This window comes from Stenotrophomonas sp. 169 (genome assembly GCF_014621775.1).
Lineage (GTDB): Bacteria > Pseudomonadota > Gammaproteobacteria > Xanthomonadales > Xanthomonadaceae > Stenotrophomonas.
Map to the genome: position 1 here is coordinate 1,190,052 of NZ_CP061204.1, position 14,956 is coordinate 1,205,007.

Sequence of the window (14,956 nt, forward strand, 5' to 3'; positions counted from 1 at the left end):
CTGGGGTCCTCAGGGCGTGGAAGGTGTGGCTGCGACGACCGGCCGGTCGCGGAACAACAGCAGGAAGGCGATCAGTACGATCAGTGCGACGCCTGCCGGGAACAGCCAGATCTTCTGCCAGTCCGGGCCGGCTGCCGTGGTGTAGTGCTCGACCACCGCGCCGGACAGGAATGTGCCGATCAACATGCCCACGCCGTAGGTGGCCAGTGTGATGAATCCCTGCGCGCTGCTGCGTGCGGCGGGGCCGGCATGTGCATCGGTGTAGATCTGGCCGGTGACGAAGAAAAAGTCGTAGCAGATGCCGTGCAATACGATGCCGATCACCAGCAGGCTGAAGCCGCCGCCTGCATCGCCGAAGGCGAACATGACATAGCGCAGCACCCACGCGGCCATGCCCACGGCCAGCATCGTCTTGACCCCCAACCGCACGAACAGGAACGGCATCGCCAGCATCAACAGGACTTCGGATACCTGCCCCAGCGACTGCAGGCCTGCCGCGCCGCGCACGCCCAGATCGTTGAGATACGGGTTGGTGAAGTTGTAATAGAACGCCAGCGGGATGCAGATGGCGATGGAGGCCAGGAAGAACACCAGGTAGGAGCGCGACTTCAGCAGCCGCAGCGAATCCAGTCCCAGGATCTGCCCCATCCCGGCGTCGCGCTGTCGGGCCAGCGGCGGCGTGTGGGGCAGGGTGAAGGCATACAGTCCCAACGCCAGCGAGGCCATCGCCGCCATGCGGAACGTCAGCTCAAGCCGATGCGCCTGTTCCCAGCCCAGCCAGCCGATCAGCACGCCCGCTACGATCCAGCCGACGCTGCCGGCCACGCGCACCAAGGGGAACTGCTTTTCAGGCGATTGCATGTGCCGCATCGCCACGCTGTTGGCCAGCGCCAAGGTGGGCATGAACAGCAGCATGTAGCCCATGACGCAGGCAGAAAACGTGCTGAAGTCCGTTGCCGTGGATGCCATCCACATGAGCACCGCGCCCGCCAGGTGGAGCACCGCGAGGATGCGCTGCGCGGCGAAGTAGCGATCGGCGACCAGGCCGACCAGGAAGGGGGCCACGATGGCGCCGATGGACTGGCTGAGGAAGGCCGTCGCCACCTGGCTTGCAGTGGCCTGCAGCGGGCCCTGCACCAGGTACGTGCCCAGGGTCACGAACCATGCGCCCCAGATGAAGAACTGCAGGAACATCATCGCGCCCAAGCGCGACATGGTGTGCGTCATGGCTACCCCTCCCAGGGCGGTAATGGTTCAGATCCCCAGCATGCGGTGCAGTGATTCCGTATTTGTGCCGCTGTCGGCAAAGTCATCGAAAGCACGTTCGGTTACGCGGATGATGTGGTCGCGGATGAAGGCGGCGCCCTCCCGCGCGCCATCTTCCGGGTGCTTCAGGCAGCACTCCCACTCCAGCACCGCCCAGCCCGGGAAATCGTATTGGGCGAACTTCGAGAAGATCGCCTTGAAGTCGATCTGACCGTCGCCGAGCGAACGGAACCGTCCGGGTCGATCGATCCAGTCCTGGTATCCGCCATACACCCCACTTCGCGCACTGGGACGGAACTCCGCGTCCTTGACGTGGAAGATGCCGATGCGCTCGTGATAGCGATCAATGAAGCCGAGGTAGTCGATCTGCTGCAGCAGCAGGTGGCTGGGGTCGTACAGGATTTTTGCGCGGGGATGGTGGTCCACCACGTCGAGGAAGCGCTCGAAGGTGGCGCCATCGTGCAGGTCCTCGCCCGGATGGATCTCGAAGCACAGGTCCACGCCGCAGGCATCAAAGGTATCCAGGATGGGACGCCAGCGGCGGCCGAGTTCGGCGAACGCCTCGTCCACCAGCCCTTGCGGACGCTGCGGCCAGGGATAGAAGTAAGGCCAGGCCAGTGCGCCGGAGAACGTGGCATGCGCCGTCAGACCCAGCCGCTGGCTGGCCTTGGCGGCCAGCATCAGTTGGTCGACTGCCCAGGCCTGGCGGGCGGCGGGATCGTCGCGTTTGTCGGGCGGTGCGAATCCGTCGAACAGGCTGTCGTAGGCGGGATGGACGGCGACCAGTTGCCCTTGCAGATGGGTGGACAGTTCGGTGATCTGCACGCCCTGTGCGGCCAGCGTGCCGGCAATGTCGTCGCAGTACGTCTGGCTGCGCGCGGCCTCGGCCAGATCGAACAGGCGCGGATCGCCGGTTGGCACTTGCAGGCCACAATAGCCCAAGCCTGCGGCCCACTTGGCCAGCGTGTCCAGCCGATCAAAGGGAGGTGTTTCACCGATGAATTGCGCCAGGAACAGCGCGGGACCCTTGAGCGTTTTCAAGCGGATTCGCCCTCGATGCAATCGATTGCATTATCCTAGCAGGGCCTCCTCCAAGAGCTGTTGTGCGCTGCACAGCGGAACCATGAACTGACGCAATGGCCACGATCTACGACATCGCAAAGCACGTCGGTGTGTCTGCTGGCACGGTGTCGCGCGCGCTTTCCCGGCCGGAAAAAGTCCTGCCGGCCACGCGTACCCGCATCGAGCAGGCCGCCGCCGCGCTGGGCTATGTCCCCAACACAGTAGCCCGCACGCTGAAGACGCAGCGCAGCGGCAAGATCCTGGTCACCGTGCCGGACATCGCCAATCCGTTCTTCGCCCAGATCCTGCAGGGTGCGGAGGACGCGGCGCAGGCCGTCGGCTACGCCGTGCTGCTGGGCGATACCCAGGATCAACCCGACCGCGAAGAGCGCTATGCGCAGATGCTCCGGCGCAACGAAGCCGACGGGTTGATCGTGCTGGGGCATCGCCTTCCGCCGACAGCGCAGGCGATCGTCCAGCAGTTGGGCGCCGCCGCGCCGGTGGTCAATGGATGCGAGTTCGATCCTGCGTTGGGCATCCCCAGCGTGCACATCGACAACGTGGCCGCTGCGCGTGCCGTGATGGAACACCTGTACGGGCTGGGACACGAGCACATCGCCGTGGTCGGCGGGCCTCCCGACAATCCGCTGCACCGGCAGCGGCTGGAGGGGGTGGAGGCGGCCGGCAGGGCCCGCGGACGCCTGCGCAGCCTGAGCAGGGTGCCGGGCGATTTTTCCGTGGAGTCCGGCCATGCCGCGGCGATGGCGCTTTTGGCCCGCCCTTCGGTGCCGACCGCGATCTTCTGCTTCAGCGACCAGATGGCGCTCGGCGCCCTGGCGGCCTGCCGGGACAAGGGCATCCGTGTGCCGGAAGACGTGTCCATCGTCGGCTTCGACGACCTGGCGTCGTCGCGTTACCTCACGCCGGCGCTGACGACCATCAGGCAACCCATGCGGGAAATCGGTGTGCGCGCGGTCGGCCTGCTGCTCGCCATCATCGATGGGGTGGAGGAGCCGCTGCAGCAGACGCTGGATTTCAATCTGATGGTGCGCGGCTCAACGGGCACGCCAAAGAACGGCTGAGGAACGAGGCTGCAGCCTCCTCCTTGAAGCCCCATGCTGCAGTGCAACTTTTAAATTGTAGTATTATTTGTTTTTATCCTCAGCGCAGGGCCTACAAGCCCTTGACCGCAGCGCGAGGTGTTTTTGTCCATGGTGGTGTTGAGCAACGTACATGGCCTGCAGGCAGAGATCGCGCAGCACGGCGCAGCGCTCGCGGCGATGCGCGTGCCCGACCGCGGTGGCCATCTGGCAGACGTGGTGCTGGGGCATGTGGATGCGACCGCCCGCCGCGAGGGCAGGTCGTTCCTGGGCAGCAGCATAGGCCGGGTGGCGGGGCGCATCAGCGGCGCTTGCTTCGATCTGGACGGCCAGCAGCACACGCTGGCGTCGGTGGATGGCGGCACGTGCCTTCACGGCGGGCCGGCAGGATTCGATACGCGGCCGTGGCAATGGCTGGACGTGCAGAATGACCGTGCCCGCCTTCAGCTGATCAGCCCCGATGGTGACCAAGGCTTTCCCGGTGAACTGCGGATCACCGTCGAATACACGTTGGATGACACTGACGCATTGCACGTGGAGTACACCGCGACCTGCGACCGTGCGACCGCGGTCAGCCTCACCCATCACCCGTTCTGGAACCTCGCCGGCGAAGGGGCGGGCACCGTGGACGCTCATCGGCTCACGCTGCCGGCGTCGTCGTTCCTGGAGGTGCGGCCGGATCTGACGCCTACCGGCAGACGCCTGGACGTCACTGGCAGCGCGTTCGATTTCCGCGACGAACGCGCGCTCGGTGACGGGCTGTCCGACCGCGACGACGCGCAGTTGCAGCGGGCCGCGGGCTTCGATCATTACTGGATTCTGGACACGCAGGTGCCGGGCGCCCTGCGCTTGGCCGCGCGTCTGCATGAACCGTCTTCCGGCCGCGTGCTGCACGTCTGGAGCGATCAACCCGGCCTGCAGGTGTACACCGGCAACTTCCTTGATGGCAGTCTGCAGGGACGCTCCGGCCGTCCGTACCGCGCACGCGGTGCGATCTGCCTGGAGCCACAGAGCTTCCCCGATGCGATGAACCGCCCGGCGTTTCCTTCCATCGTGCTGCGCCCCGGTGAGGTCTACCGTAATCGCATCGTCTACCGCTTCAGCAAGGACACGCAATGAACGCACCACCTGAACCAACGGGGCGGCTGCACGGCAAGGTGGCCATCGTCACCGGTGCCGCCAATGGGATCGGCCACGCCATCGCCACGCTGTTCCATGCGCACGGCGCGCTGGTGGCCGGCTATGACCTGGGCGCGCCGCCGCAGGGCGATCCCGCGTTCGCGCTGTTCCAGCAAGGTGATGTCACCGATGCCGACGCGGTCAGTGCGTTCGTCGAACACGTGGCGCAGGCCCTGGGTCGCGTCGACGTGCTGGTCAGCAATGCCGGCATGGATGTCTTCTCACCGCCGCTGGAACTGTCCGCGCAGACCTGGCAGCGCAACCTGGACGTGAACCTGGGTGGGCATTGGAACTTCGCCCGCGCGGTCGTGCCGCACATGCTGCAGCAGGGCGCGGGATCGGTGGTCAACATCGCGTCGGTGCATGGCCATCGCATCATCCAGGGGGCCTTCCCGTACAACGTGGCCAAGCATGCGTTGATCGGCATGACCAAGGCACTCGGCCTGGAATACGCGGCCAAGGGCCTCCGCTTCAATTCCATTTCGCCTGGCCTGATCCTGGTGGATCGCATCGAGCGCTGGTTCGACGCGCAGCCGGACCCGGCGCAGGCGCGGCAGGAACAGGAAGCACTACTGCCGCCCAAGCGCATCGGTGAACCGTCCGAAGTCGCGCAGACCGCGTTGTTCCTGGCCAGCGACGAAGCCCGTTTCATCAACGCGGCCGACATCCTGATCGATGGCGGCCGCAGCCAACTCTACTACTGAGCCCCCCATGAGCCTTCCTTCTCTTCCGCTTATTGCGATCCTGCGCGGCATCACGCCTGCGGAGATCCGCAAGCATGTGCGCGCGTTGATCGATACAGGCATCGCGCAGATCGAAATCCCCACCAATTCGCCGGACTGGCTGAGCAGTGTGCAGCTGGCACTGGAAGAGGCGCGCGGCGACGCCGAAGTGGGCGCGGGTACCGTGCTGACGACCGCAGACGTGGATCGATTGGCCGCCACGGGTGCACGGCTGATGGTCACCCCGAATACAGACCCTGTGGTGATCGCGCATGCCCGTGCGCACGGGCTGGACGTGGCCGCCGGTTTCGCCACCGCCAGCGAGGCGTTCGCTGCGATCAACGCGGGGGCGCAGCGATTGAAGCTGTTTCCGGCAGCGCATTTCGGCCCCGGCTATGTGCGTGCGCTGAAGGCGGTGCTGCCGCCGGACGTGCCGCTTTACGCCGTCGGGGGCATCGGCCCGGACAATCTCGCGGCCTTCCTGCAGGCCGGATGTACGGGGGCGGGGCTGGGCGGCGAACTGTATCGCCCCGGCCAGGATGCCGCTACCACCGCGCGCCATGCAGGCGCCTTCGTCGCCGCCCTGCGGAGTGCCACGCCATGAAGATCACCCGCCTGACGACGTATCGCGTCGCGCCGCGCTGGATGTTCCTGAAGATCGAAACCGACGAAGGCGTGGTCGGCTGGGGCGAGCCGGTCATCGAGGGCCGCGCGCGCACGGTGGAGGCCGCGGTGCAGGAGCTCGGCGAGCACTTGATCGGCAAGGACCCGGCGCGCATCAACGACCACTGGCAGGTGCTGTACCGCGGCGGCTTTTACCGGGGCGGCGCGGTGTTCATGAGTGCATTGGCCGGCATCGACCAGGCCTTGTGGGACATCAAGGGCAAGACGCTTGGCGTGCCGGTGTACCAGCTGCTTGGCGGTCTGGTGCGCGACCGCATGAAGACCTATTGCTGGGTGGGCGGTGACCGCCCGGCCGACATCATCGCGCAGATCCGCGCACGCGTTGCACTGGGCTACGACACCTTCAAGCTCAATGCCTGCGAGGAGATGCCACTGCTGGCACCCAGCCGCACCATCGATGCCGCCGTGGCCAAAGTCGCCGAGATCCGCGAAGCATTCGGTCAGACGATCGAGTTCGGCCTGGATTTCCATGGCCGCGTCGGCTGGCCGATGGCGAAGACGCTGATCCGTGAGCTCGAACCGTACCGGCCGTTGTTCATCGAAGAGCCGGTACTGGCGGAGCAGGCGGAGTACTACCCGCGCCTTGCCGAGCAGACGGCCATCCCGCTGGCGGCTGGGGAGCGCATGTTCTCGCGCACCGAGTTCAAGAGCGTGTTCGCTGCCGGTGGCCTGTCCATCGTGCAGCCGGATCTGTCGCATGCGGGCGGCATCACCGAGTGCATGAAGATCGCCGCCATGGCGGAGGCCCACGACGTGGCGCTGGCGCCGCACTGCCCCTTGGGTCCGGTTGCGCTGGCCGCGTGCCTGCACGTGGACTTCGCCAGCTGGAACGCCGTGCTGCAGGAACAGAGCATCGGCATCCATTACAACGCCGACGGCGAGCTGCTGGACTATGTAAAGAACAAGGATGCCTTCACCATGCACGAAGGCTCCATCCTGCCCTTTACCCAGCCGGGACTGGGCGTGGACATCGACGAAGACGTGGTGATCGAACGCGCGCGGACGGCGGGTGACTGGCGCAACCCGCTGTGGCGCCACGAAGACGGGAGTGTTGCCGAATGGTAAGCATGTCGATGCGGGCCCCGGATGCCGTGCTGGCGTTCGACAGCGGCTGCACGCTGGGAGAGAGCATCGTCTGGTGCGCGCGCGAGCGGGTGCTGTGGTGGACCGATATCAAAGGACGCCGGATCTGGCGGCAGGGGCCGGATGCGGCCGCCGGTACATGGTGGTCAACGCCTGGGCGGGTGGGTTGTCTGGCGCTGTGTGGGTCCGGACGCCTGTTGCTGGGCATGGAGGACGCGCTGTACCTGGCTGACCCGCGCGAGTGCGCCGCCGGCAGCGAACTGACGTGCGAGCGGATCTGCGACGTGCCGATGCCCGCAGCGGACATGCGCATCAACGATGGGCGCCTGGACCGCAGTGGCAACTTCGTGTTCGGGTGCATCAACGAGGGCGCGGAGCAGGCACGTACGGCGTACTTCCATCAGTACTCGCGGCGGCATGGCCTGCGTCAGCTGGCGCTGGATCCGGTGACGATCGCCAACGGCATCGGCTTCACGCCCGATGGCAACGGCATGTACTACTGCGATTCGCTGCAGGGACGGATCATGCAGGTGCGCTACGACGCCGATACCGCCACCGTCGGTGCACCACAGCTCTTTGCCGTGGTCGACGGTGCCGAGCCGGACGGTGCAGCGGTTGACGCGCAGGGCCGGGTATGGGGTGCGCAGTGGGGGGCAGGGCAGGTGGTGTGTTACTCCGCTGCCGGCGCCGTCGCGCACACGGTAGACGTGCCCGCCAGGCAGCCGACCTGCGTGGCTTTCGCCGGTGATGCGCTGGACACCTTGTTCATCACCTCGGCACGCGATGGATTGGACGCTGCGCAACTGGAAGCGGAACCCGGCAGTGGCGGCGTGTTCGCCAGCCGCCTGCAGGGCGTGCGCGGTCTGCCCGATACCCGGTTCGCGGACGCATGATCGCCGTTGACTGGGGCAGCAGCAGCCTGCGTGCCTTTCGCGTGGAAAGCGATGGCCGCGTGCGTGAAACGCGCCGGACCGATCAGGGCCTGCTGCACGTGGGTGGCCGCTTCGCTGACGTACTGGGGCAGTTGATCGACGGCTGGGACGACGCCCTGGTGGTGCTCGCCGGCATGGTCGGCAGCCGGCAGGGCTGGCAGGAAGTGCCCTACGTGCAGGCCCCCGTGGGTCTGCAGGACATCGCTGCCGGCATGCGGCTACTTGACGGCGACGCCATGCCGGGTCGCGCGCTGTGGCTGGTGCCGGGTGTGAGCTGTTTCGATGCGCATCAGGTGCCTGATGTGATGCGTGGCGAAGAGACCCAGCTGTGCGGCCTGCTGCCGACGCTCGGTGCGGGCTCGCATCACGTGCTTCTGCCCGGTACGCACAGCAAGCACGTTCGGATAGTGGATGGCCGCATCGAAGGCTTCAGTACCTTCATGACCGGCGAGGTGTTCGCTGTGCTGCGCCAACACAGTCTGCTGGGCCGGATGATGGTCGATGCGCCGCACGATGACGCTGCATTCGCCGACGGGATGTCCATGGCGTCGCGTGGCGATGCGCTGCTGCATCACTTGTTCAGTGTGCGAACGCGCGCACTGTTCGATCAGCTCGCACCCGAGCAGCTGACCAGTTATCTGTCCGGCCTGCTGATCGGGCATGAAGTGCAGTCGCTGTCCGCTTCGGGCGGCACGGTGCAGGTGATCGCATCCGACGACCTGGCTGCGCGCTATCTGACGGCGCTGAAGCTGCGCGGCATGCAGGCGGCACTCCACGGTGAAGAAAGCGCAGCGCGGGGCATGCACCTGCTCGCGCATGCACGTGGCCTGCCGGTATAGCGCTGGCGCACCTTCGCCTCGTTTCATCTCCCACCGCCCGGTGATCCGCCGGCACCCGCAACAAGGAAGCAGGACATGCAACTTTCGGTGCTTGATACCACCATCGTACTGATCTACCTCGCCGGTGTTTTCGTGCTGGCGCAGTGGGTATCCCGTGAGAAAGCGGGCCACATGAAGGACGCCAAGGATTACTTCCTGGCCAGTCGCTCGCTGCCGTGGTGGGCGGTCGGTGCCTCCTTGATCGCGGCCAACATTTCCGCCGAACAGATCATCGGCATGTCCGGCTCCGGTTATGCCATCGGCCTGGCCATCGCCTCGTACGAATGGATGGCGGCGCTGACCCTGCTGATCGTGGGTAAATGGTTCCTGCCGGTGTTCCTGCGCAACGGCATTTACACCATGCCGCAGTTCCTCGAACAACGTTACGGCAGCCGCATCCGTACGCTGATGGCGGTGTTCTGGCTGGGCCTGTACGTGTTCGTCAACGTCACCTCCATCCTGTGGCTGGGCGCGATCGCGGTCAGCCAGGTCACCGGCATGGACCAGATGCTGGCGGTGGTGCTGATCGGTGTGTTCGCCTTGCTGTACCAACTGTACGGCGGCCTGAAGGCGGTCGCCCTGACCGACATCGTGCAGGTGTCGCTGCTGGTGCTGGGCGGTCTGCTGGTGACCGGGCTGACACTCAACCAGCTGGGCGAAGGGGCGGGCATCGTCGCGGGCATCACCCGCCTGTGGCAGGCGCATCCGGGTCATTTCGAGATGATCCTGAGCAAGGACAACCCGTTCTACAAAGACCTGCCGGGCATCAGCGTGTTGATCGGCGGGTTGTGGATCATGAATCTCAGCTACTGGGGGTTCAACCAGTACATCATCCAGCGCGCGCTGGCAGCCAAGAACATCGGCGAAGCGCAGAAGGGCGTGCTGTTTGCTGCGTTCCTGAAGCTGCTGATGCCGCTGATCGTAGTGGTGCCGGGCATCGCCGCGGTGATGCTGGCGCCGGGGCTGGAGACGCCCGACCAGGCCTACCCGACCATGATGCGCCTGCTGCCGACCGGCATCCTCGGGCTGGTCTTTGCCGCGCTGGTCGCTGCGATCGTGGCGTCGCTGGCGTCGAAGATCAATTCGGTGGCCACCATCTTCACGTTGGATTTCTACGCCAAGGGCAAGCGCCAGCACGACGAGACGCAGTTGGTGCGGGTGGGACGCATCGCCGCAGCGGTCACCGTGGTGTTGGGCATCCTGGCCGCCAAGCCGCTGCTCGGCAGCTTCGACCAGGCCTTCCAGTACATCCAGGAATACACCGGCTTCTTCACCCCGGGCATCGTGGTGATCTTCCTGTTGGGCCTGTTCTGGAAGCGCGCCAACGAGGCTGGCGCACTTGCCGCTGCCATCGGCTCGTTCGTCCTGTCGGTGGTGCTGAAGCTGGCCTGGCCTGTACTGCCTTTCATCGACCGGGTCGGCCTGGTGTTCCTGCTGGCGCTTGCGCTCGCGGTGGGCGTTTCGCTGGCCACGCCTGCCGCGCCGGCCAAGGACGTGGTCCGCACCGATGATGTGGTCTACGCCACGAGTTCGTCCTTCAACGTGGGTGCCATCGCGGTCGTTGCGATCCTGGTGGCCCTGTACGCCCTGTTCTGGTGAGGAGAGAGCCATGATCACGAAGACCCTGCTGGCCGCTGCATTGGCCTTTGCCCCCCTGTTCTGCGCAGCGGCCGAGGCGCGCGAGGAACTGCAACCGACCGGCCGCTTCAGCGTATATGGCCACGGTGCCGCGGCCACGCCGCCGATGGGCTGGAACCCATGGAATGCATTCCGCACGGAAGTCACCCAGGACAAGATCCTGTCCGTCGCCGAGACCATCAAGCGCAATGGCATGCAGAAGGCGGGCTACCGCTACGTCAATATCGATGACGGCTGGTGGTTGCAGCGGCGCGAAGACGGCGGCATCCAGATCCGCACCACGATGTTCCCGATGGCGGCCAGCAAAAGCGGACCGCCCAGCCTGAAGCCGTGGACGGACCACCTGCATGCCATGGGGTTCAAGGCGGGGCTGTACACCGACGTGGGCCGCAACGTCTGTTCGCAGGCACACGATGCGCACAGCCCGAACCTGCCGGTGGGGACCACCGCGCAGCGCGAGATCGGCCTGGAAGGGTTCGAGGCGAGCGACCTGGCCACCATGTTTGGCGAATGGGGGTTCGATTACATCAAGGTCGATGCCTGCGGACTGGCTGACTATGGCCAGGGCAGCATGGCGCAGGCCAGTGGGCTGTACCGCGAGGCCCGCCCGCTGATCGTGCGTCGCGATGCGCAGCAGAGTGATGCCGACAAGGTGGAAACGATGTATGCGCGCGTCGGACGCCTGCTGGCCGAGGCCAATCCGGACAACGACTTTGTCTTCTCCATCTGCCCGTGGGGCGAAGCCAACGTGGGCACGTGGGGCGGGCGGCATGGCAACCTGTGGCGCACCAGCCCGGACATCGAGCCGACCTGGGAAAGCATGCTGCACAACTTCGACACGGCATCGCGCCGCGAGCTCTATGCCGGCCCCGGCCGCTGGAATGATCCGGACATGCTCGCCGTGGGATTGGGCGAGTTCGCTGCCGAGCACATGACCGAGGCGCGGACGCATTTTTCGATGTGGACGATCCTCGCCGCGCCGCTGCTGGTGGGGTTCGACCTCAACCATGCCACGCCCGCGCAGATTGCCCTGCTGTCCAACCCGGAGGTGATCGCGGTGAACCAGGATGCGGCCGGCAACCAGGGCCGTATCGTGGCGACGGACGGGGCCGTGCAGGTGCTGGTGAAGCCCTTGGCAGCGCGCGGCGATCGGGCGGTGCTGCTGGTCAACCGGGGCGAAAAAGAAGTGCGCGCCGGCGTGACTGCGGCGCAGATGCTGCTCAACCCGGACAGCCCGCTGCGCGCACGCGACCTGTGGCAGCAGCAGGAGATACCGGCGGCCGACGGCCGGCTTGGGTTCACCCTGCCACCGCACGGGTCGGTGCTGCTCAAGGTCAGCGGTACGCCGGCCACGGGCAACGACATCAGCCTGGGGGAGATCACCGGGCGCATCCACGTCGCCGTGGACGGGCTGGACGGCTACAGCGCCAAGCCCGCCGAGGTGTCTGGTACGCCGCGGGTCGACGTGACGCCGGCGGGACAACCGCTGCGCATCGGCGGCCAGGTGCAGGCACGTGGTATTGGCATCCATGCCAACTCGCGGCTGGAAGTGCGTACTGCCCGGGAGTACGCGCGTTTCAGCGCGCTGGTGGGCCTGGATGACAGCTCCGCAGCGGGGAAGGGCAAGGTCGTGTTCCATGTATACGGCGACGGCAAGCCGCTGTTCACCAGCGCCCCGCTGGGGCGTGGCGACGCGCCGGCCCGCATCGAGGTCGACACCACCGGCGTGCAGGTGCTGGAACTGGTGGCGGATGCAGGAAGCGCGCAGGGCACCACCCCGGTTGTGGTCTGGGCCGATGGCCGGCTGCGCTGAAGGCACCGCCGCGCCGGGTAGCGCCGAGCCATGCTCGGCGGCTTCTCGCGCAGACGGCAACAGCATCCGCCGCGCACGTCCCGGCGCTACACTGACTACATGGAAATTCCGATGTTTCCCGCACAGGACCGGACATGATGGCGACGTCGAGCCGTAGCCTGCACGGGCAGATCGTGCACGAACTGGGCAAGCTGATCATCGCCGGCACGTACAAGCCCGGCGAGGTGCTGCCACGCGAGGAGCTGCTTGCAGAACACCTGCAGGTCAGCCGCACCGCGCTGCGTGAGTCGCTGCGCGTGCTGGGCTCCAAGGGGTTGATCGAAACGAAGCAGAAGATCGGCACCCGGGTCCGCGATGCCACCCACTGGAACCTGCTGGACCCGGACGTGCTGGCCTGGCACGGCGCGGCCTTGCCGGACCTGGAGTTTGTCGAACAACTGGCAGAGATGCGCGAACTGATCGAGCCTGCCGCTGCCGCACTGGCCGCCCAGCGCCGCACGCCCGCGCAGCTCGAGCGTATCCAGCAGGCCTATGCGTCGATGGCAGCGGCCGTGGACATGGAGGCGTGGGCGGCAGCCGATCTCCGGTTCCACCATGCCGTGCTGGATGCCACCGCCAATGCGTTGCTGCGCCCGTTGTTCAGCGTGATTGAAACCGCACTCGGGAGTTACCTCCTGCTGTCTGCGCAGAAGGCCGACGCGGACTTCAAGTACTCGTTGCCCCGGCACGCACGTGTGCTGCAGGCCATTGCCGACCAGCAGCCGGAAGACGCCCGGCAGGCCATGCTGGAAATGATCGCCGATTCGCGCCGCAACCTGCGCGAGGGCGCGAGGCCTACGCCATGAGTGCCATGCCTTCACCCGTCCTGCTGAGCAGCATCCACACCGGACGCGCGCTGCCGTACACGCGACCGGGCAGCCGCAGCGCGATTGCCAAGTCGTTGGTCGATCATCCCGTGCGCATCCACGCAGAGGGCATTGAAGGCGATGAGCAGGGTGACCTGCGCGTACACGGTGGGCTGGACAAGGCCATCCATCACTATCCGTTCGATCATTACCCGTTCTGGCGCGCGGACCACCCGCATCCACTATTGGGCGCCGCTGGTGCCTTCGGCGAGAACTTCTCCAGCAGCGGGTGGACCGAAGCGCACATCCATATCGCCGATGTGATCCGGGTTGGAACGGCCACACTGCAGGTGTCGCAGGGTCGCCAGCCATGCTGGAAACTCAACGACCGATTCGGGTATGCGGACATGGCACGGACAATGCAGTCGAGCGGGCGCACCGGCTGGTATTACCGCGTGCTGGAAGGCGGTACGGTGTCGCCAGGCGACACGCTGACCGTTGTGGAGCGGCCGTGCGCTGATTGGCCGCTCAGCCGACTGGTGACCGTCTTGTTCGATCGCACGTTGGAGCGAGAGCTGCTGGAAGAAGCCAGCCAACTGCCGCTGACCGCATCATGGAAGAAACTGTTGTTGAACCGGCTGCAGCGCAACGAAGTGGAATCCTGGCAATCCCGGCTGCAGGGCCCCGCTGACGCATGACCGCGACCCGCCACGCGCGTCGCCGCCCGGTATAGCCGACCGGTAGAGCCGACTTCAGTCGGCTGCCGTCCGCGAAAAAGCCAGCCGCCTGGTAGAGCCGACTTCAGTCGGCTGCCGTTCGCGAAGAAGCCAGCCGACTGAAGTCCGCTCTACCAACCCGCACGAACCAACGCCCGCGAGCGGTACGGGTCTTCCGCCGAGCGTGGCTCGGCGCTACCGTTGCGCGGGGTCGAACAGGGAATTCAGCGTAGCGCCGGGCGTGGCGCCCTCCAGGCCGGCGAAACTGCCTTCGTCCTGCAGCAGCTGCGTGGCGCGCATGACGCCGCCCCACGCGGCGCGTGCAAGCGCGCCGCCGAGGCTGACGCGGCGCACCCCCATCGCGGCGATGTCCTGCAACGAGAACGCGCTTGGGCCCCCGACCAGCAGGTTCACCGGCTTCGGCGCGACGGCCGCGACCACGGCTTCGATGTGCGCGCGCTGGGTGATGCCCGGTGCATACAGGCAGTCGGCGCCGGCCGCTGCATAGGCGCGCAGACGCAGGATCGCGTCGTCGATATCAGGTTGCCCCACGAAGAAGTTCTCGGCGCGTCCGGTCAGCATCACCACCGCGCCGGAACGGTCGATCGCTTTCCGTGCGGCACGCAGGCGTGCCACGGCGTCATCCAGCGGGCGTAGCGGCTGACCGGGATCGCCACTGGCATCTTCTATGGACAATCCGGCCACCCCTGTATCGATGGCGCGCCGGACAGCCACGTCCACGTCAGCAGGCGCCGCCCCGAAACCATCGCCAAAATCAGCAGTGAGCGGCAGGGAGGTGGCTGCAACGAGCTCGCGCAGATGCGCCAGCACCTCATCCAGCGTCTCTCCGCCATCTGGCACGCCGCGGCTCCAAGCCCGCCCGGAACTGGTTGAAGCCAGTGCCGCGAAGCCCGCGTGCTGCAGGTAGCGTGCACTGCCGATGTCCCACGGGTTCGGCAGCACGAAACAGCCGGACGCGTGCAACGCCCGGAACTGCTGCCGGCGGTTGGTTACCTCGGGCGTCGACATGGAAGGTTT

14 protein-coding genes are annotated in these 14,956 nt (G+C 66.3%); 11 read left to right on the plus strand and 3 right to left on the minus strand.

Annotated features, from left to right (window positions below):
• Positions 1-9: 9 nt before the first annotated feature.
• A complete protein-coding gene (locus ICJ04_RS05040; protein WP_188326459.1) occupies positions 10-1,227 on the minus strand; it encodes a nucleoside permease in 1,218 nt (405 codons plus the stop codon).
• A gap of 27 nt (positions 1,228-1,254) precedes the next feature.
• Positions 1,255-2,307 (minus strand): sugar phosphate isomerase/epimerase family protein, encoded by a 1,053-nt coding sequence (locus ICJ04_RS05045; protein WP_188326460.1) that lies wholly within the window; start codon positions 2,305-2,307, stop codon positions 1,255-1,257.
• A 95-nt stretch (positions 2,308-2,402) separates the two neighbouring features.
• Here ICJ04_RS05045 and ICJ04_RS05050 point away from each other — a divergent pair, with 95 nt between their 5' ends.
• The 11 genes from ICJ04_RS05050 (at position 2,403) to ICJ04_RS05100 (ending at position 13,900) form a co-directional block, all read left to right on the plus strand.
• A complete protein-coding gene (locus ICJ04_RS05050) occupies positions 2,403-3,410 on the plus strand; it encodes a LacI family DNA-binding transcriptional regulator (protein WP_188326461.1) in 1,008 nt (335 codons plus the stop codon).
• Positions 3,411-3,539: 129 nt separating this feature from the next.
• A complete protein-coding gene (locus tag ICJ04_RS05055; RefSeq protein WP_188326462.1) occupies positions 3,540-4,547 on the plus strand; it encodes an aldose epimerase family protein in 1,008 nt (335 codons plus the stop codon).
• A complete protein-coding gene (locus ICJ04_RS05060; protein WP_188326463.1) occupies positions 4,544-5,311 on the plus strand; it encodes an SDR family oxidoreductase in 768 nt (255 codons plus the stop codon). The genes ICJ04_RS05055 and ICJ04_RS05060 overlap by 4 nt, the downstream gene beginning before the upstream one ends.
• A 7-nt stretch (positions 5,312-5,318) precedes the next feature.
• Positions 5,319-5,933 carry a 2-dehydro-3-deoxy-6-phosphogalactonate aldolase gene (locus ICJ04_RS05065; RefSeq protein WP_188326464.1) on the plus strand — a complete coding sequence of 205 codons (615 nt, stop codon included), beginning with the start codon at positions 5,319-5,321 and terminating at the stop codon, positions 5,931-5,933.
• The gene (dgoD, locus tag ICJ04_RS05070) at positions 5,930-7,078 is read left to right on the plus strand and encodes a galactonate dehydratase (RefSeq protein WP_188326465.1); all 1,149 of its coding nucleotides are present in this window, start codon (positions 5,930-5,932) and stop codon (positions 7,076-7,078) included. The genes ICJ04_RS05065 and dgoD overlap by 4 nt, the downstream gene beginning before the upstream one ends.
• Positions 7,079-7,080: 2 nt before the next feature.
• Positions 7,081-7,989: an SMP-30/gluconolactonase/LRE family protein gene (locus tag ICJ04_RS05075; RefSeq protein WP_188326466.1), complete on the plus strand. Its 909-nt coding sequence runs from the start codon at positions 7,081-7,083 to the stop codon at positions 7,987-7,989.
• Entirely contained in the window at positions 7,986-8,867 is an 882-nt protein-coding gene (locus tag ICJ04_RS05080; RefSeq protein ID WP_188326467.1) for a 2-dehydro-3-deoxygalactonokinase, read from the plus strand. The genes ICJ04_RS05075 and ICJ04_RS05080 overlap by 4 nt, the downstream gene beginning before the upstream one ends.
• A 75-nt stretch (positions 8,868-8,942) precedes the next feature.
• On the plus strand, positions 8,943-10,505 hold the full coding sequence (locus ICJ04_RS05085; RefSeq protein ID WP_188326468.1) for a sodium/sugar symporter: 1,563 nt from the start codon (positions 8,943-8,945) through the stop codon (positions 10,503-10,505).
• 10 nt (positions 10,506-10,515) lie between these two features.
• Complete coding sequence (locus ICJ04_RS05090) at positions 10,516-12,357, plus strand: NPCBM/NEW2 domain-containing protein (protein WP_188326469.1); 1,842 nt, start codon at positions 10,516-10,518, stop codon at positions 12,355-12,357.
• A gap of 134 nt (positions 12,358-12,491) precedes the next feature.
• Positions 12,492-13,202, plus strand: coding sequence for a FadR/GntR family transcriptional regulator (locus ICJ04_RS05095; RefSeq protein ID WP_188326470.1), 711 nt, complete (start codon positions 12,492-12,494; stop codon positions 13,200-13,202).
• Positions 13,203-13,207: 5 nt separating this feature from the next.
• A complete protein-coding gene (locus ICJ04_RS05100; protein WP_188326471.1) occupies positions 13,208-13,900 on the plus strand; it encodes an MOSC domain-containing protein in 693 nt (230 codons plus the stop codon).
• Positions 13,901-14,113: 213 nt separating this feature from the next.
• Here the strand turns inward: ICJ04_RS05100 and ICJ04_RS05105 are convergent, their stop codons facing one another.
• Positions 14,114-14,947 (minus strand): isocitrate lyase/phosphoenolpyruvate mutase family protein, encoded by an 834-nt coding sequence (locus ICJ04_RS05105; protein WP_188326472.1) that lies wholly within the window; start codon positions 14,945-14,947, stop codon positions 14,114-14,116.
• Between the last annotated feature and the right edge of the window lie 9 nt (positions 14,948-14,956).